Below are 18,446 nucleotides of genomic sequence, written 5' to 3' on the forward strand. Positions count from 1 at the left end.
GACAGCAATTTCGGATTGCGGAAGGTGGATTTCGGATTTCGGATTGCGGATTGCGGATTGCGGATTGCGGATTTACTTCGGTCTTCGGTCTTCGGTCTTCCAACTATTTTTCTTATCTTTGCGGTTCATATCATCCGGGGCTGACTTGGTTTTGACAGCATGAGGGGTGTTATGTAAGCATGCAGGGTGTGGTAACGCGTTCCTTAAACAGAGTTACAAAACAATAAAGGCGAATCTAATTACGCTCTCGCAGCATAAGCGAATAACAGTAGCTTAAGCACTTTACGCCGAAAGGCATAATCTCTCAGCACATGTGTTGGGACGAGACGTTTCCCGGGCGGTCAAGCCCTGATCCAACCCGACACGGAAACGCACGCAATCCGGGGCTAGTCTGAAGGTTGTTCCGACCCGATGGCGAAACAAACAGGAAATAAGGGCAGGTTAGGTTGTTCTGCAGCTGACATGTCACGAAAATCAAGCAGAAATAAGCATGTAGAAAGCGTATGACTTCCGTGTTTGGACCGGGGTTCGACTCCCCGCAGCTCCACAAACAAGCAAAAAACAATTACCCCGAAAGGGGTTTTGTTTTTTATCACTTCCCTGAACTCCAGCCCCTTACAACCGAAGCATGAACTGGCAGAAGGTATAATGATGAAATAACTCTTCCCGCCAGAAAGGCAATCGCGGCTGCCACAACACCAATCATGTTGAACAAAGCGATACAGATGAATAGGACAAAAACAATCACAATTAGCTCTATTGCTGTTGAAACCGATATCGGACCAGTCTTGCCACCAAGTACAATAGTGGATCTCTGAAAACTCATAAGCAATGTCAGAGCCGGCATCAATATCATAATTCTGAGTGGCAGGTATGAAAGATCTGCCAGTTCTTGAGAAAGTCCAGAGATATTTAAAAACCATAGATCTGCAAGCGGTGTAAAAGCCACCACTGAGATCAGGAGTGTTACTATTATTCCCAGGCTTACAGCATAGCTTCTCATAATATCAAAGTTATGCTTTCCTCTTCCAAGCAGGGCGATATTAACCTCCTGGAATGATAATCCGACACTTCTGAAAATAAATACCAGGGAACCAACTACCTCAAGGGCTGCCAGCGATTCAACTGCCATATAGCTTCTGCTGAGAAAGAAAGTGACAAAAGGATGAACGCCCATTGAGAGAACTGAAGTCATTGCAAGAGGAGTATAAAAACGTGTTACCTCCCTCATGCTCAGATCACTGTTTTCCGGATCATTTGTGTCCAAGCACTTCTTTAAGTGCCCTGGAAACCATGATCCTTGTTGCAATGGCTTCGAGCAAAACAGCTGCTGACATAGCTGCTGCACCGACAGAAGCGCCAGGTAACCCTGCAAGATAAAGTAACAGTCCGACTATTGTTATTACCGAAATCCTTACAAGAGTGCCATAAGTAACCATTCTTGTAAGGCCTTTCCTTATAAGAATTCCCTGATAGAATCGTCTGTAACCTATTGATGCCGACCATGGTAAGAAAATCACAAGTGCTGTATAGGCAAGCTTTGCAACATTCTCAGGAACCTCCATCATATCAATAGCAATGAAGTTAAAGACAGGCGGAATAATAACAATTAAGTGTATTACAGTTATTGCCGCATTAAGGATGTCGGTAAATTTCTTCAGTTTCCTGTATGAATTCCTTCCGGTTACCAATGCTGTGGAAGCACTGAGAAGCATTATTATCGGAGATTCAATAAGCATGGCAAATGAACCGGCAATCCCGAAAGCCGCCAGGTTGAATTTGGCATCATTAAGCCTGGCTATGAAAGCGATTAAAATAGGTTGTTCCAGAGCCATCATCAGCCATGTAAGCGCGAGAGGGCTCCAGAAAAGGAATATCTTAAACTTTGTTAATTTGTCAGGCAAAATTGTCTCCATGAGGACGGCAAAGATAGGGATTTATTGAAATCATAATTTTGGTCAATGCAATATCTCAATATTGAAAATTGTTTTGTAAATTAACAGGATTAAAGTACTAATAATGAGTGAGACTGGTAAGAAATGGGTTCTGTGGATTGCTTCAATAATCTTCCTTTTGTCATTTCTGATAATGTTAGGTTCCTCTGGCCCTTATAATAATCTGATCGATACAATATTTCCAATACTCATTCCATTGTTATTGATATCGGGTAGTACAATAATTATCATGATTACAATCAGATACAGGGAACAGAAATGGTTTTTGATTATAGCAAATATTGCAACTTATTTACTTCCACTTTTTATTTTCATCACATATAAGTTAATAAACTTTCCAGGATCTATTGTAATTGACCTTTTCTTTATCACAATTATATGCGCATTTATGCTTCTGGCAGGAATTAATATTTTTATTCTGAGAGAGGCCGGGGAGATTAAAAGTATTTTAATTCTGCTCTCCTTAATTGCCGTCAGTTTCGTCATTCAAAGGTTTTCCTCCTTACAGGATAACATCGTCGATTTCTCTTTTACTTTCTTTTTGTTAATTACATTATTGACCGGAAGCGGAATGTTATTATATGGATTCAGATGTCTTTTTCAGATAAAGAAAAACCATTACCTCAAATACATTTCCCTTATTGCCTGTGTGGTCATTGCCTATGGAAGTTATGTATTCGCTTCAAAAATGACAGGTGAAGGCGTACCTGTTTTAGAGCTAATTTATTTCGTGCCGGCATTCCTCCTGACTTTGATCGTATTATTTTCTCTTCCTTTTTCGGGCTATATTCACTGGATCACATTGCATAAAAGAATTCTGAAGAAAATAATGATTCCCTGGATCTTCTTCTTCATTGTCTTTTCAGTGAGTATTGTTTCCCCTGATTTGATAAGAAAAATAATAACCAGGGAAGACAATAAGACAATTGAGTTTCAAATGAATGACTATGATGTGAAGAATAAGAACGGTTTAGAAGCTGAGTAGGTCAGAGGACTTTCCATATCTGTCCCTTATCCACATTTCCAAAAAACTTTCTTATCAAAAACTAAATTGTAGATTTCCTTAAGATTTACAGGCAAACATCTGATTGCATTGTTGTTAACATATAACAGATATAATCCGTCTTTAGAAAATACTGCAAACGAACCAGGGATACTTGCCATCTGATATCCATCCTGTGCAATAATCTGAATAGTTTTGCTATTATAAGAAACCGCAGCAAAAAGTTGTCGGTCAGGACTAATTTCCAGATACTCAATTGGCACTAAGGGTTCAGTAACAAGCTGACTCTGTGCTTTTAATATATATTGATTTGTGGAATAAGTATTATCTGTAAAATTCCAGGAAAATCCGTCAAAATATTGCACTAGCGTACGGAATACCCCTGCCCTGTTATCATCCAAATGATTATCATAGCTGTAATTTGATGCTATAATGGCCTTCTCTTTTGCTGCAAAAGTTGCATCATACACTTTTTTATGATAACTCTCGAGATAACTGTTCTGTATATCTGATTTGCTGATTCTTGCATCATATGCCGTTGATCTCTGATTCCACAGCGGCCAGAAGGAATGTGCTCCATGAATAGAATTCATTCCAAATACGAACCATTCATTTAAAAGTACACCATCTAAATCCCAGATATATATCATACTATCAGCTGAGGCAGTCAATATATATTTACCTGTACTGTTGAATTCACAAGACCAGATAGTATCATTTGGTCCAATGATAGAATCTGCATAAGATAATGTTTTGGGTTTATATCTTTTTAGTGTATCATAAGGACTGAACAGGCCTGTTCTATGGTTAAAATTCCATATTAATACTGACTTATCACAAGAAGCAGTAGCCACAAACCGGTTATCCGGAGATATATCTAGGGAATTAATCCTTCCTGTATGCCCGGTTAGTTCAAACAAAATTGTACCAGTAGAATCGTAGATTAATGCACTGTTTTCTTTAACAGCAGCTAAGAAATACTTATCATTAGTAAAAAACTTTACTAACCTGTTATTCATAAGATGATTAACAGTGGTTTCGAAGGAGAACATCTTTTTACCATCCCGGGTAAAAACATCTCCACGGCTATTCTTGCAAATAACAGCAAAGTACCTGCCATTATCTGACATTTCCACACGTATAATCTCATTTTCAACTATGAAGGAATGTATTATTGAATCATTGACAGGACATGTAAATACTTCATTTTTATCCGTCCAGCCAAAAAGCCGGGACCCAGTCTTATTAGTCCTCATTGACGATATGGAACCAGCTACAGGAATCCTTCGGGGAAGTAGTTCTATTGGGATGGACTTATTGCCTTTATCCAACTCTTCCTGCAGTAACTTATTGAAACTTTGCAGTATAATGCCCTGGCTTACTGTTGATAATGAATCTTCACTCAAAATCTTGAAAGCAGTATTAATACTGGTCAGTGGATCTACTTTTTCCTGTAGAAGGGCAATTGTTGTCAGTTCCCTGGTGTCGGCACTGCTTTTTTTATTAAGATAGTAGCGAATACCTGCTGCCACAATAATGAGAAACATCACTGCAACTATGCTAGTCAGACGCTTTAATGCTCTCTGCTGTGACTTTAATTTTTCCTTGCTATCATTTATAAACTGTGCTAAAGAAGGTGACAAAAAAAGCCTCTTCTCGTAGGTCGAAATATAATCCAGGTCGTCCTGAGTAAGATATGTTTTCCTGCTGTTAAAAGCCTGGTATGCATTCTCAATGAAGAGCCTGACTTCTAAAAGCTCTTTATCTATCAGAGTAAATGTCTCGTAGATCTTAGCAGCCAGAGCGTCATGCCTTAGCTCGAAATGGCCGGCATCATCTCTCTCTCTTAAAATGCGGAGATCAACGAATTTAGTCAGATATTTTAAAAGGACTGGTTCACTTATAATCATTCCAAAAGTTCCAATAGTGGACAATATTTCTGACTCGTCCATCGGTCTCTTGGTTCCTTTTATTGAGACAAATGATTTCAATACAGATGTTGCAGTATCAGGATCATCCATTTCCCCTATCTGCTCTTCAAGAAACTGGCCAAGCAGGTCGGAGACACTGCCTGCTTTTGAAAGAAGGTCTTTGGAGAATCTGAGGGTGCCGGGTACTGGATGCCCGGTGCTAGGTGCAGGGTGCTGGGTACTGGGTGCTTGTTCAGCATTTACACTTAAACGGAAGATACGATCCAGGTAGATCTGAAGGAAGGTTAGCTCAATCTCATTGCCTGCAGGACAAAGCTTATCGATCAGGTCTTCGGAGAATCCTTCTTCTGTTTCAATGTTATGAACCTTGCACGGACCTTCAATAGCACTTATTGCATTTGCACGTTTCATTTTCTCGACCCTGAAACGGTTGGTGAAGATATCCGGAAGTTCTGCTTCGAACTCTGTCATCGAGGCAAGGAACTCTTCCCTTATGATAAAGATAATCCTGCAATGTATATCCGATTCAGTTATTTCCTTAACAATCTTTATGAAGCCAGATCTCTCCTCATGGCTGCCAAAGATGAAAAGCTCTTCAAACTGGTCGAAGATGAGATAGACCGGTTTAAAATGGTCGAGGTATATTGACTGTAGCTTTTCAGCAACAGACATGCTTTTTTTGAATGGTCTTATTGCCTGTTTATTAAAGGCTTCACTCAGGCTATCGACGATATTGTTTCCGCGTCTTACATTAACCGGAAGCCAGTCGCTGTCATCGAATCGTGAAGCCAGCCCGCAATTTATAAGTGATGATTTCCCTGTTCCCGAAACACCATAAACAAGAAGAATTTTGCTCTCAAAAACACTTCTGTAAAGATCAGTTATCTCCTGATCACGACCGAAGAAGATCTCACGGTCTTCGCGGGTGTAGCTGTCGAGGAATTTGAAAGGGGAGTTAAGCATTGCATTTAAAATGTAATATGTATTATAGGCGATGGGCGATGGGTGAATACTCAAACCTCTATGCCGCCAATTGCCAACATTAATTCACGATACTCCTCAAGCAATATTCCATAATTGCTTAATGATCTCAGATCGCACTTTTCTGTAACCTCCGTTCCAACATACATAAGGTGCCCGTCACGGTATTTTGTGTACATAAAGATGTCTTTCCTCAGGTTAAATTTCTCTTTTGCATCACTTGTTTCCGCATTTGTGTCAATTACAAGAGGAGACAGACTCAGATAGTCATCGAATGATTTAATTGATTTCATGAGCAATACGGAATGACTGTCGGAGAATTTAACCTCATCGATTTCCTGTCCCTTGAAATCAGAATCTGAACTGTTAAGCAGGTCAATAACATGATGGAACTTAGCTTCATGGATACGTGGTTTAATTACTTTAATATCCCTGACAGAAACAAGCCTGTAGTTTGCAAAAAATGCAATACGCTCAAGGATCATTGTCAGCTTTTCCTCATATTCTACGCATCTTTTTTCAATTTCACGTTCATCAAGGTTAATCTGATAATGCCCAATTTCGTTCCTTTCCGGTACCCAGAAATCGAGAGCTGCAAAAAACTTCTTATCAAACTGATCATTCATTTCTGTTAGAAACCATTTCAGGTTTTGTTCAGTATAATTCGATGCGAGAGTCCTGATCAGCCAGCAGAAATTTCCCATTGTAAGAACAGCAAATCTTGAGGCAAATTCTTTTTTTACCGAATCGGAAAGTGAGACTTTTTTACTAATAATATCATACCATACCTGGCATACCATTACAAAGCTTACAAACTGCATCGATCTTTCAATAGTCTTGAAGATCTGATCAAGTCTTAGCTTTCCGGGTTGCCTCATAGAACCCGAGAAGAGTCTCCGCAGCTCAACACCTACAGGCCATGGAAAATTCTTGATCACCAGATCACCAACTATCCGGTAATCAATCTCTTCATCATCATCTTTGTCAGGCAGATACTTTGAAAGGAAGGTTTATTTTTCACCATTTCGGCAAATACCTTCATTATCAGATTTTCGTTTATTTCAGCCATCAGCAAGTTCTATTAAACTACAAAACCGCATTGCCGGATTTGAACCTTTACAGGGGTAATGACTTATATAACAAGTCTTATAATGCTTTTCTTAATTTTTAGGTTCAGGAGCTATATAGAGAACATCCTCCTTCATTTTGACAGTGTTGCTTTTATGATTTGAGATTACTATTCCCAAAGTGATCAGAAGGGCAAGTATCAACAGCAACAGGAAAGGTCCGCTTTTGATTAATTCCAGAATAAAATAGTCCTTTTTCATGTCCGGAAGAGCCTAAAATTTATACTCCAAAGTACAATAGCTAACCAAAGTTAATAAACTTCCGGAACAAATACATATTTACTTTTCAAAATGTTTTGAACCAGATATACTTATGATACATGCTCAACTAAACAGGCTTAGGATACCGGTTTCATCCAGACAAGCTGGGCATCAATGTTTTTGGAAAGTTTATAGGTCCGTATATGTTTCTGTAAAGGTTCTCCGATTATTTCGATCTTACTCAGATCAGCAATTCCAGGTCCTGTCTGTGCACAAAAATTCAGCCAGCCAACCTTGGTATAATCGATTCCCATGAGTTCTATTCCTACCCTGTCGGCTGCCAGCCAGTCAGTACTGACCACGCATACCCTGTGATCAACAGGTGTACCACTATTAGGTCCGTTACCTTCCATCCCCTCAAAGCCGTCAATAATGGCAAGATGAGGATGCAGATGTTTAGACATGGCGTAAAGGTTATAGTTTATGCCGCGGAATCCGCTTCCATGCACAATAGGCTTATCATTAACCGAACCGGGCTTCCGGGAAGAGTTCCAGGTAAAGCCAATGTCTTTAACAGGTGCACCAAAGACAATGTTTTTAAGCGACAATGTAGCAACTGCTCTGTCGTGTGTTTTCATTCTGGCTACAGAAACAATATATGAATCAGGATCGAGAAGTACATGTGAGACCCTCACCGGATGTGGCCTGAAATCCTTCTCATCAAAAACATGAAGGATATCAATTGCTTCCTGATCAAGATCAACAAGTTTTACCGGGTATTTTGATAAAAGTTTCATGTAGCCGTAGTTGCTGAAACCATCCAGGGTAGGTCCGTTAGCTGCCGATTCTGCAATAATCACATTATTCACTTTTCCTATTGACTTCAGAAACTCAAGCACTCCTTCAAGAGTATCAACATGCGTTGCACATAGGGGGATCTCGATTGAAACATTATTAGGCTTAAGAACAACCCTTTTCTTTCCGATTGCAGCTTTGATTTCCTTTGAAAAAGGCTGAAGGGCTCTGAATACAAGATCAGCCCTGTTATCTCCTGTTGTAAGGGCAACACGCGATGACATTTGCTGCTGATTAACTAGAGATCCAATAGTATCGAAAGGATTAATTGTTGCTACAGCTACTCCTCCATAAAGGGAAGTTTTAAGAAAGTTGCGACGGCTAAAAGTTGTCATAATCAGAAAGATGTAATTTACAAACTCAATTTCACCAAATGTAAAATAAGTAATTCATGATTTAAATATAATTATTAACTTTTACATATTTTATAAAAATGACACATATGAAGACTAAATATTATGCTCTGCAAACAGCTTGTTTTATTACCATTATATTTATTATGAGTCTGTCGTGCAATAATTCAGAAAATGGTAAGACTTTTAATAAGGAAACTGAAATCAAGACAGTAACTGCTGCAATTCATAATTCGATCGGATGGGCGAAGAATAAAGATTTCAGGCTGCTGTATAGTGTTATAGCCAACGACTCAGACTATATTGAAGTTGATCCCGGTGCAGGTGTAATAAGAGGATTTAATGAATTTAAGAAGAATGAAACTTTTTGGGGAAATCCTGAGTTTAAAGCAATTAAATATGAAATACGTGACCTCACCATTAATCTTTCTGAAAAAGGTGAAGTAGCATGGTTCTACTGTATCCTCGATGATATCAATGAATGGAAAGGAAAACCCGCATCCTGGATGAATACCCGTTGGACAGGAGTTCTTGAGAAGCGTAAAGACAAATGGATCATGGTCCAGATGCATTTCTCATTTGCTAAGGAGTAAGATTTTGTTTAATAAATGAACTGCTAAATGAATATCAGAAATATCATATTATCAGCTTTAATTATTACTCTCTCCATTGCTGCAGGTAAACCACTTGCAGCTCAGAATAATAATTCAGGATTTCAGGCTGATCAATTTATCAAAACAAAAAAGATTAATGATAAAACTCTTCTGATACAAATGGGGTATGATGCGGTTACTGCCATTTCAACTCAAAAGGGAATTGTTGTTTTCGATGCAGGTATTTCAACCGGACTTACAGAAAAATACCGGAATATTATAGAGAAAGAATTTCAAAGAAATGATTTTGCATATCTGATAAACACACATGCACATCCCGACCACACGAGTGGAAACAGTGTATTTGCCGGAACGATAATCGTCGGACATAAAAACTGTCAGTTTGAAATGCAGAAGCAAAATAAAGATCCGGAGAAATTAAAATCGTCATTATTAAAGATTGTAAATGATTATGACCGGGAGCTGAATAATCTTGTACCGGGAACAACTGACTGGAATAATGTTCTTTGTCAGAGAGAAAGATATCAGTCTGCTTATAATGACCTGTTAAGGAATAGTATTGTTACCGAACCAAATCTGACCTTCAGCGATTCTCTGGATCTTGACCTGGGAGATGAAATACTCAGTTTAGTTTATTTCGGAAAGGCACATTCTGAAAGTGATATCATTATTCATATTCCGGGCAAAAAAATATTAATGACCGGGGACTTGTTCTCCAAGTATGGCAGGGCGAGTATCCCGGGTGAAAATGTACAATTTGCTCAGGATTGGATGGGTGCAGTGGATTGGATTGAGAGAAGATGGAGTGAGATTGACATTATAATATCCGGACATGGTGATCTATTATCAAAAGAAGATCTGTTATCATTTGTTAATTATGTAAAAAGAAACAGATAACGAAGATCTATTTGCTGAAAAGGTACTGCAGCTTCACAAAGTACTGATATCCTGATGTTTTAAACGTATAGTCCTCCTGATCATAATTCAGCATATCCTGAGTCATTCCCGCACAAAACATTGTAAAAGCATTGAATTTATAACTTACCAGCGGATATATACTGAATGTTTCACTGAATGTGTTATACTGAGTTATCTCCCTCAGGAAAAGCTTCTTAGTGAATTGAAACGTCGTAATATTTCGTAAAATATGACCTTTATAGAACTCAATATTCTGCTCAATATCATTTAGTCTTGCAGTTGTCCAGCTGAAAGATGTTTTCAGCCGCGAAGTCGGCTCCAGTTCCAGAGAGGCTGTAATGTTATAACCTTTACCCAGTTCCGGAGAGGTGGTTCTGTATATAAATCTTCCTGCCTGACCATTCACAGCAAGTACTAATCCTTTTAAAGGTGCTGATCTCAGATTAAATGTGGATCTTTTTATACCTGTGAAGAATACACCCCTGAATCGTTCTCTGTTCAGTACCATATAACTGGCATTCAATCGTGTCTGACCTATTGTGGTTAGGGAGAAACCGGGCTGAATTACAAACTCTTTAAATAAACCATCATAATTGTACATTAGTGAAGTATATTCAAAAATGCTGGCACTTTTTATGATTTTCTTATTTGGGTGAATTGTATAACTGTGCTGCATATATGTTGTTCTTCCATTAACCTCAGGGAACATTCCGTTATAGGTCTGATAAGTAGGAGAAAAATTATTCTGCACAAGTGAGAAGGAATAGTTTCTTCCTTCTCTCCTCAGAGCAAGATGCATGCCCGTTCCGAGGTATTTCTCGCCATTGAATCCGGCGTTGTGTCCTGTTGAACCAAATGACCGATCAGATTTAAAAAGTAGAGTATCATTAATCTCCTTAGTATCTGACAGAAATAATTCGCCCTGCCAGTACCAGTTTTTCCAGAACTTGAAATTCCAGTCAAGACCACCAACATAGTTATGTGCGTTTTCGAAATTTTCGGGAGAGCCATAGTGCCCCGACAAAGTTCTCATTGCCAAGATCATATCTGGCTCTACCAACACCTACATAAGATCCAGACTCAGATTCAACAGTATTGCTCTGCTCCTCTCCCGGCACAGTTATTCCGGAATTCCGGTCGTATGCACCCAATGCAATATATGACAGCTTACCGGCTTTACCGTTTACTTTTGTTGCGAATGTAGGATTGTTTATAGTTCTGGAATAGTACATCGGAGTTTGTAAAAGATCCATCCCCGACATAAAGAAAGGTCGCTTCTCAGGATAATATAGTGCAAATGTGGTATTTACACTTACCTGATCTGCGTCAGATTCTATCTGGCTGAAGTCAGGATTGATTACTGCATTGAGAGAGATATTTGGTCCGGGAGAATATTGGATACCGCCACCAAATCTTGCCTTCAATGATCCTCTATCCATTGGAGAGGAAGGTTCGGCAGGGTTGCTTTTTGTACCTGATTGCTGGATCATAGTGTATGGCATAAGATCCAATGAGAATCCGGGTTTTATACCCTCCAGGCCAGTGAGTATTCCTCCCTGGGCAAGATAACTGGGGTTATTTCTGTCAATAGGTGTCCATGTCAGAAGATACCTGTTATTCCGTGGTACGCATCTCAGCAGGGAGATAGTCCAGTTCTGTGTTTCATTTGGAGAGAAGCTGATTGATTTGAGAGGGATGGCCATCTCGGCTGTCCATCCATCACCATTTCTTTCAGCAGCCGATTGCCACACCATGTCATAAGAGGGATCCTCACTGCCCATTCCCATTAAAAGCAGATCGCCCTGTATACCATAAGGATTTACAGCAAATTCAAATCCCCTCTGATAATCATTGTAAGTGTCTATTGTAACAATTACATAATCATCGCTGAATATTTTATCGCGGTCGGTAAGGTGAGCTCTGATATTGCCGGGGATACTGTCATAACACCGGAATCCAATATAAATGTTATCCTGATCATAAAGAACCATTGCCACAGTTCTAAGCCTGGCAGGGGTGTTTTCACCAGGCATTGCCTCATAGTTCAACTCAACAGAGAATGCTTTGAGCCATGCAGGATCATCGAGCTTACCTGACAAGTTCAGAGGAGTCTCTATCCGCACAGCATTAATTTCAGATTTTGCTTTTTCAGGATCAGAACCTGAAACCTGATGCAAAAAACCGGTACCCGTCAGTAACAGTAAAAAGAAAATTATGTGTCGCATATTATTAATAATTAGCCTTTTCTCATTCCTTGAAACCCAAATCTCTGGAAAACAGATTACTTAAACCAGATCGATTTAACCAACTGCACCTTTCATTTGACAGATGGTTTTCCATTTATGCTAAGAATATATGAATCACTCTAATAATGGTTTGGCGGTAAATCTATATCAGGATGTAATAATTTCATTCACTGTACTGTCTAATAATTAGACATATCTACTTACTTCCTGAAAGTTATTACACTGATATTAAGACACTTGATAAAATGGCATGTATTTTGGTTTAAATGAATAACGAATTAGGAAATACGAATAAGGAAATAGAAATTCAGAAAAGTGATGGGAAAATTCAGTTTGATATTTACGTTGATAATTTTCAGTTTTTTTCAGAATACTTCAGCACAGGAGAAAAAGTGGACGCTTGAAGATTGCATCAACTATGCTGTTACTAACAATATAGGGCTGCAGAGGCAAAAACTGCAGACTGATATTTCGGAAGTAAATCTTACAAAATCCAGGATGGATGTACTTCCATCTCTTAATTTAGGATCTGACGCCAGTGTACAGTTTGGCCGGTCAGTAGACCCGGGGACAAACCTCTATACTTTTAGTCAGAACTTCAGGAACGGTTATGATATAGGTTCAAACCTGACACTCTTTAACGGGTTTGCTGTAATGAATACTATTTCAGCCAATAAGTTTATGTATAAAGCCGGACTTGAAACCGAAAAAATTGCCCGCAATACACTCATTGTTGACATTATGGGGCAGTACTACATGGTTCTATATACAAAAGGACTCGAAAATGCCTCAAAGATGCAGCTTGAGATATCAGAAAAACAGCTGTACAGGGTAAAGAAAATGGTTGAAACAGGAAAAGAAGCAGTTTCCAAAGAGTATGAACTTGAGAGCAGGGTTTCAGCAGACAGATTATCATATACAGTTGCTCTGAACTCTGCCAGTCAGGCACTGACAACACTTAAGCATATGCTTCAACTGGAACCGGGAACCGCATTTGATATCCTGATGCCAGATTTAAATCTTATGCTTATTGCTGATATAAACTACAACACAGATAGTATATATAATATTGCATCTCAGTCTCTTCCGCGTCTGAAGGCAATTGAATATGAACTGAAAGCCTCGAAGAAACAGGTTGCGGCAGCGAAAGGAAGACTTGCTCCAAGTCTGACAGCCGGAGGCTCGCTATATACAGGCTACTACACGGCAATCGGGGACACTTCAGCAGCATCATTTTCAACTCAGCTCGATAACAACTTCGGTCAGGGGGTATATGCTTCTCTCAATATTCCGATCTTCAATAACTATGCAAATGCCAGAAATATTAAAATGGCAAAGATTAATCAGAAGGATAAAGAACTCAGACTAGAACTTGAGAAGAACAGCCTGTATACTGAAATTGAAAATGCATGCCTTAATTATAATCGCGGCAAAGAAGAATTTTCAGCAGCGAATGCAAACTTTGAATACAATAAAAAATCTTTCAGTGCAGTAGAGAAAAAGTTTGAAGCAGGTCTGGTTGATGTAACAGATTACTCTGCAGCAAAGACCACTCTGTTTTCTGCTGAGACAGAAGCACTCAGAACAAAACTTCAACTACTGATAAGAAGCATTACAATTGAGTTTTATTCTACAGGAGAATATGAGAATATTTTAAAGAATTAACCCCCTTCCTAGCCTTCCCCCAGGGGGGAAGGAACAAAAAACAGATAAAATCTAACACATAAAATAAATAAAAAATGGACCGACCAATTGAAAAGAAGAAAGGCTTACAGAAAAAACACATAGGATATATTGCTATTGCCGCAGCGATGATAGTACTTATTTATATGGCATTTTTTGCTGACCGCACCTCGACATATAAAGTTGAAAAAGATAAACTTATCATTGAAACGGTAGTTGAGGACCAGTTTAACGACTATATCACAGTTCCTGGAACTGTTGAGCCAATAACAATAATCTATCTCGATGCCCAGGAAGGCGGACGGGTTGAAGAGAAAGTTGTGGAAGAAGGCTCAATGGTTAAGAAGGGTGATATAATACTGAAACTTTCCAATCCCGACCTTCACCTGAATATTCTTGACAGCGAAGCGCAGCTTGCTGAAAAAGAGAACTTTCTGAGAAATACCCAGATCAACATGGAGCAGCAGCGTCTGCAGATTAAAAGAGAACTGGTGAACCTTAAGTATGAAATAGAGAGGAAAGAACGAAACTACCAGCAGAATGTCATTCTAATGAAAGATAATCTTATTTCAAAAGAAGAATTCATTCGCTCGAAGGAAGATGTTGATATGGCCCGTCAGTCAAAAGAGCTGTTCCTTGAACGTCAGCGTCAGGATTCACTCTTCTACTCTATTAACATTAACTCGATGGTGAATAATCTCGAGAATATGCGCAGAAACCTTCAGCTTGTAAGGCAGAGAGCCGAAAACCTGAATGTCAGGGCTCCGGTCGATGGACAGCTTGGTCTTCTGACTCCTGAAATAGGTCAGTCGATTCAGAGAGGTGCGAATATGGGACAGATAAATGTTTTAACATCGTATAAAGTTGTTGCACAGATTGATGAACATTATATCGACAGGGTCAGGACACAACTTTCCGCCACACTAGACAGACAGGGAACAATGTTTAACCTTGAGGTGAAAAGGGTTTATCCTGAGGTAAGGGGAGGAACTTTCGAAATTGACATGATATTCAGAGACTCAATGCCTGATAATATAAGGACAGGTCAGACATATTACACAAGTCTACAGCTGGGGCAGCCAAAAGTATCAGTAATGGTTCCAATCGGCGGATTCTTTCAGGAGACAGGCGGACAATGGATATTCGTACTGGATCCATCAGAAGAGTTTGCAGTTAAGCGAAATATCTCAATCGGCAGGAAGAACCCGAAATATTATGAAGTTCTCCAGGGTTTGAATCCGGGCGAAAAGGTTATTGTATCCGGCTATGAAACCTTCGGAAAAAATGAAAAACTAATTCTTAAAAAAACTAATTAATTTTAATAACTAAGGTCATGATTAAAACTAATGATTTAACAAAAATCTTCAGAACAGAAGAAGTTGAGACCACTGCACTCAATAAAGTTACCCTCCATGTAAAAGAGGGAGAATATGTTGCAGTAATGGGCCCTTCAGGATGCGGAAAGTCAACTCTGCTCAACATCCTTGGTTTGCTTGACAATCCCACTTCAGGCAGTTATATATTCAACGGAACTGAAGTTGCTAATCTGAAAGAGCGCGACAGAACAATTTTCCGTAAGGGAAATATCGGTTTCGTATTTCAGAGTTTTAACCTTATTGATGAGCTCAATGTTTTTGAGAATGTTGAACTACCACTTATCTATCTGAAAATGAAGACAAGTGAGCGCAAAAAGAGGGTTGAAGATGTACTCGAACGTATGAAAATAGGTCACCGTGCAAAACACTTTCCACAGCAGCTCTCAGGAGGTCAGCAGCAGAGGGTGGCAATTGCAAGAGCAGTTGTTGCAAATCCAAAACTGATCCTGGCCGACGAACCAACAGGTAACCTCGACTCAAAGAATGGTATCGAAGTTATTAACCTGCTTACTGAATTAAACAAAGAAGGAACTACGATCATAATGGTTACCCACTCAGACAGGGATGCCGGTTATGCTCACAGAATTGTAAATCTGTTCGACGGTCAGGTCGTAACAGAAAAAATCAAATAAAAAAGGCTATGAAAGGCTGTGTCGCGACACAGCCCGACGAAACTAACAATATTTTGCAGGGATGTGCCGTGACACATCCCTGCATAATATCTACACAAAGTTTGACTATGTTAAACTAGTGTTAATGTTTATTTTCTATTCTTTCCATTGGATATTTAGTTATAATTTTAATGGTGACTAACTAACCACAAACCATTGCCATGTTTAAAAATCTTATCAAAACCGCATTCAGGCATATCCTGAAGCACCCGGGATACAGTATTCTCAATATACTTGGACTTACCCTTGGGATCTCAAGTGCATTATTTCTCATTATATATGTATCGGATGAAGTGAGCTATGACAGGTACCATGAAAAGGCCGACAGGATCTATCGTGTATCGTCGAAGATTACAGAGCCGGATGACCAGTTTACATGGAATGTCGCTCAGATACCATTCGGACCACAGGTTGTGCAGGATTATCCTGAAGTCCAGTCATTTGTAAGGTTTATACCAATGGGTCGTTCATTATATAAATATGAGGACAAGGAATTCAATGAGGAGAACTTCTTTTATGTTGACTCTACATTATTCGATATTTTCACATACAAAGTTTTAAAAGGTGAGGTTAAAACCGCACTACTTCAGCCGAAAAAGATAATACTTACAGAAAAAATTGCAACAAAATATTTCGGAGCTGCTGATCCGATCGGGAAAACGCTTACATCAGGTACCAATGTTTATGAAGTAACTGGTGTAATAGAAGATGTTCCAACCAACTCCCACTTCAGGTTCGATGCTATAGCTTCGAGAAACAACCTGCCAAAACAGCTTGGAACCTGGGGTAATTTCGGAATATTCACCTATCTGCTGTTCCCTGAAGACTTTGATGTTGAAGCGTTTGAAACAAAAATGCAGGGAATGTACGATGCCTATATGAAGACTATCTTCGAGGTAATGAAAATTAAGATTGAATACATCCTGGAACCAATTACAAAGATTCATCTCTATTCAACAAATGCCGGAGAACCTGAACCAACAGGAAGTATTACCTATGTCTATATTTTCGCTTTGGTTGCACTTTTCCTGGTCCTTATTGCAGGCATGAATTACATGAACCTTGCCACTGCAAGGTCAGCCCGGAGAGCTCGTGAAGTGGGTCTGAGAAAAGTAGTCGGATCGCGCAGGGGGCCGCTTATTGCACAATTTCTATCCGAATCAACAGTTTTTACAATTATTTCGCTGATCCTGAGCATTGTAATACTTATTGCTCTATTACCAAAATTCAATACACTTGCCGGAAAATCTTTCGACCTCCATATTATTTACAGCCCGGTAGTACTTTTAACTCTTGTTGGAGTTATTCTGGTAGTTGGCTTATTAGGAGGAAGTTATCCTGCCTTTTTCCTGTCGAGATTTAGTCCTGTTACCGTACTGAAAGGAGAAATTACACAGGGATCAGCCGGAAGTCTTTTCAGAAAGATCCTGGTTGTATTTCAATTTGCCATATCAGTAATAATGATAATATGCACACTTGTTGTCTTCAGGCAGTTGAATTTCCTTAAAACAAAGGATCAGGGCTTTGATCAGAAGGATGTTATTAATTTAACACTAAACGGACAGATGGTCAGGAAATATCCTGTTCTTAAACAGGTACTAACCGATTTTCCTGAAATTAAATATGTTACCTCAACAAACTCAGCTGTGGGCGAGGGTTCTGGGAAAGTAATATTTAATGTTGAGACAGATCAGGGAATGACTCAGAAAGGGGTCAATTTTGTAGTAGTTGATCACGATTTTATTGATGCACTTGGAATAAAAATGGCAGAAGGAAGGGACTTCCAGGAGGACATGCCGTCGGACACTCTTACTGGAGCCGTTGTAAATGAGACATTTGCAAAACGTATGAACTGGAGTGACCCTATAGGCAAAAAAGTCGAACTGGGTGACGCCAATACTCTAAGAGCCAGGGTTATAGGAGTTATGAAAGATTACCATCAGACCGGTATGTATAATGAAATAGAATCACTCCTAATGGTATATCGTGCAAGAAATAATCAGGTTTATATAAAACTCAGCGGGAAAAATAACGAGGCTACTCTGAGTTTTATTGAATCAAAATGGAAGGAGATCTTTCCTGACCAGCCTTTTACCTACACATATCTCTCCGAGAGGTTTAACAGACAGTTTGAGGCTGATGAAAAACGCGGACTTATCTTCACAATCTTCACAATTCTTGCAATACTAATAGCTTGCCTTGGACTTTTTGGTCTGGCATCGTATATGGTTGAACAGAGAACAAAAGAGATTGGAATCAGGAAGGTATTCGGAGCCAACGAGAGTATAATACTCAGGCTCATTGCAAAAGACTTCCTTATTCTTGTAACCGCCGGAATCGTTATAGCTATACCTATTGCCTGGTATCTGATGAGCGACTGGCTTCAGAATTATGTTTACAGAACCAATATCGGAGTGCCTCTGATTATACTGGCATCACTACTTACAATTGCAATAACATTTATTACAATAAGTTACAAAGCATATCAGGCAGCGGTTATGAATCCTGCCACATCGCTGAAAACCGAATAGG

Annotated in this window: 13 protein-coding genes, 1 other RNA gene and 1 pseudogene; 8 read left to right on the forward strand and 7 right to left on the reverse strand. The window is 39.3% G+C overall.

The window, feature by feature from the left end:
- The first annotated feature begins 136 nt into the window (after positions 1–136).
- Positions 137–550: a transfer-messenger RNA gene (ssrA, locus tag IPJ16_03600) on the forward strand.
- A gap of 42 nt (positions 551–592) precedes the next feature.
- Here the strand turns inward: ssrA and IPJ16_03605 are convergent.
- Positions 593–1,904 (reverse strand): annotated as a pseudogene (locus IPJ16_03605) (hypothetical protein).
- Between the two features lie 115 nt (positions 1,905–2,019).
- On the opposite strand from IPJ16_03605, the gene IPJ16_03610 reads away from it, so the two are divergent.
- The gene (locus tag IPJ16_03610) at positions 2,020–2,940 is read left to right on the forward strand and encodes a hypothetical protein (GenBank protein MBK7626272.1); all 921 of its coding nucleotides are present in this window, start codon (positions 2,020–2,022) and stop codon (positions 2,938–2,940) included.
- Positions 2,941–2,966: 26 nt separating this feature from the next.
- Here IPJ16_03610 and IPJ16_03615 read toward each other — a convergent pair whose 3' ends face one another.
- From IPJ16_03615 to IPJ16_03630, 4 genes are all read right to left on the reverse strand, one after another.
- Positions 2,967–5,852, reverse strand: a complete 2,886-nt coding sequence (locus tag IPJ16_03615; GenBank protein ID MBK7626273.1) for a hypothetical protein — start codon at positions 5,850–5,852, stop codon at positions 2,967–2,969.
- Between the two features lie 50 nt (positions 5,853–5,902).
- Positions 5,903–6,808: a hypothetical protein gene (locus IPJ16_03620; GenBank protein MBK7626274.1), complete on the reverse strand. Its 906-nt coding sequence runs from the start codon at positions 6,806–6,808 to the stop codon at positions 5,903–5,905.
- A 222-nt stretch (positions 6,809–7,030) separates the two neighbouring features.
- Positions 7,031–7,198 carry a hypothetical protein gene (locus tag IPJ16_03625; protein ID MBK7626275.1) on the reverse strand — a complete coding sequence of 56 codons (168 nt, stop codon included), beginning with the start codon at positions 7,196–7,198 and terminating at the stop codon, positions 7,031–7,033.
- A 137-nt stretch (positions 7,199–7,335) separates the two neighbouring features.
- Positions 7,336–8,388 (reverse strand): DUF362 domain-containing protein, encoded by a 1,053-nt coding sequence (locus IPJ16_03630; GenBank protein ID MBK7626276.1) that lies wholly within the window; start codon positions 8,386–8,388, stop codon positions 7,336–7,338.
- Between the two features lie 107 nt (positions 8,389–8,495).
- Here IPJ16_03630 and IPJ16_03635 point away from each other — a divergent pair, with 107 nt between their 5' ends.
- Both IPJ16_03635 and IPJ16_03640 read left to right on the forward strand, forming a co-directional pair.
- Entirely contained in the window at positions 8,496–8,999 is a 504-nt protein-coding gene (locus tag IPJ16_03635; GenBank protein MBK7626277.1) for a nuclear transport factor 2 family protein, read from the forward strand.
- A 27-nt stretch (positions 9,000–9,026) separates the two neighbouring features.
- Positions 9,027–9,917 (forward strand): MBL fold metallo-hydrolase, encoded by an 891-nt coding sequence (locus tag IPJ16_03640; protein ID MBK7626278.1) that lies wholly within the window; start codon positions 9,027–9,029, stop codon positions 9,915–9,917.
- A 7-nt stretch (positions 9,918–9,924) separates the two neighbouring features.
- Here IPJ16_03640 and IPJ16_03645 read toward each other — a convergent pair whose 3' ends face one another.
- Together IPJ16_03645 and IPJ16_03650 are read right to left on the reverse strand one after the other, a co-directional pair.
- The gene (locus tag IPJ16_03645; GenBank protein ID MBK7626279.1) at positions 9,925–10,971 is read right to left on the reverse strand and encodes a hypothetical protein; all 1,047 of its coding nucleotides are present in this window, start codon (positions 10,969–10,971) and stop codon (positions 9,925–9,927) included.
- Positions 10,916–12,163: a carbohydrate binding family 9 domain-containing protein gene (locus IPJ16_03650; GenBank protein ID MBK7626280.1), complete on the reverse strand. Its 1,248-nt coding sequence runs from the start codon at positions 12,161–12,163 to the stop codon at positions 10,916–10,918. Before IPJ16_03650 ends, IPJ16_03645 begins: the two co-directional genes overlap by 56 nt.
- 339 nt (positions 12,164–12,502) lie before the next feature.
- On the opposite strand from IPJ16_03650, the gene IPJ16_03655 reads away from it, so the two are divergent.
- From IPJ16_03655 to IPJ16_03670, 4 genes are all read left to right on the forward strand, one after another.
- On the forward strand, positions 12,503–13,849 hold the full coding sequence (locus IPJ16_03655; GenBank protein ID MBK7626281.1) for a TolC family protein: 1,347 nt from the start codon (positions 12,503–12,505) through the stop codon (positions 13,847–13,849).
- A gap of 74 nt (positions 13,850–13,923) precedes the next feature.
- Positions 13,924–15,183 carry an HlyD family efflux transporter periplasmic adaptor subunit gene (locus tag IPJ16_03660; GenBank protein ID MBK7626282.1) on the forward strand — a complete coding sequence of 420 codons (1,260 nt, stop codon included), beginning with the start codon at positions 13,924–13,926 and terminating at the stop codon, positions 15,181–15,183.
- Positions 15,184–15,200: 17 nt separating this feature from the next.
- Entirely contained in the window at positions 15,201–15,875 is a 675-nt protein-coding gene (locus IPJ16_03665; GenBank protein MBK7626283.1) for an ABC transporter ATP-binding protein, read from the forward strand.
- Positions 15,876–16,075: 200 nt separating this feature from the next.
- Positions 16,076–18,445, forward strand: a complete 2,370-nt coding sequence (locus IPJ16_03670) for an ABC transporter permease (protein ID MBK7626284.1) — start codon at positions 16,076–16,078, stop codon at positions 18,443–18,445.
- The last annotated feature ends 1 nt before the right edge of the window (position 18,446 follow it).

Source organism: Bacteroidales bacterium (assembly GCA_016709865.1).
Lineage (GTDB): Bacteria > Bacteroidota > Bacteroidia > Bacteroidales > VadinHA17 > LD21.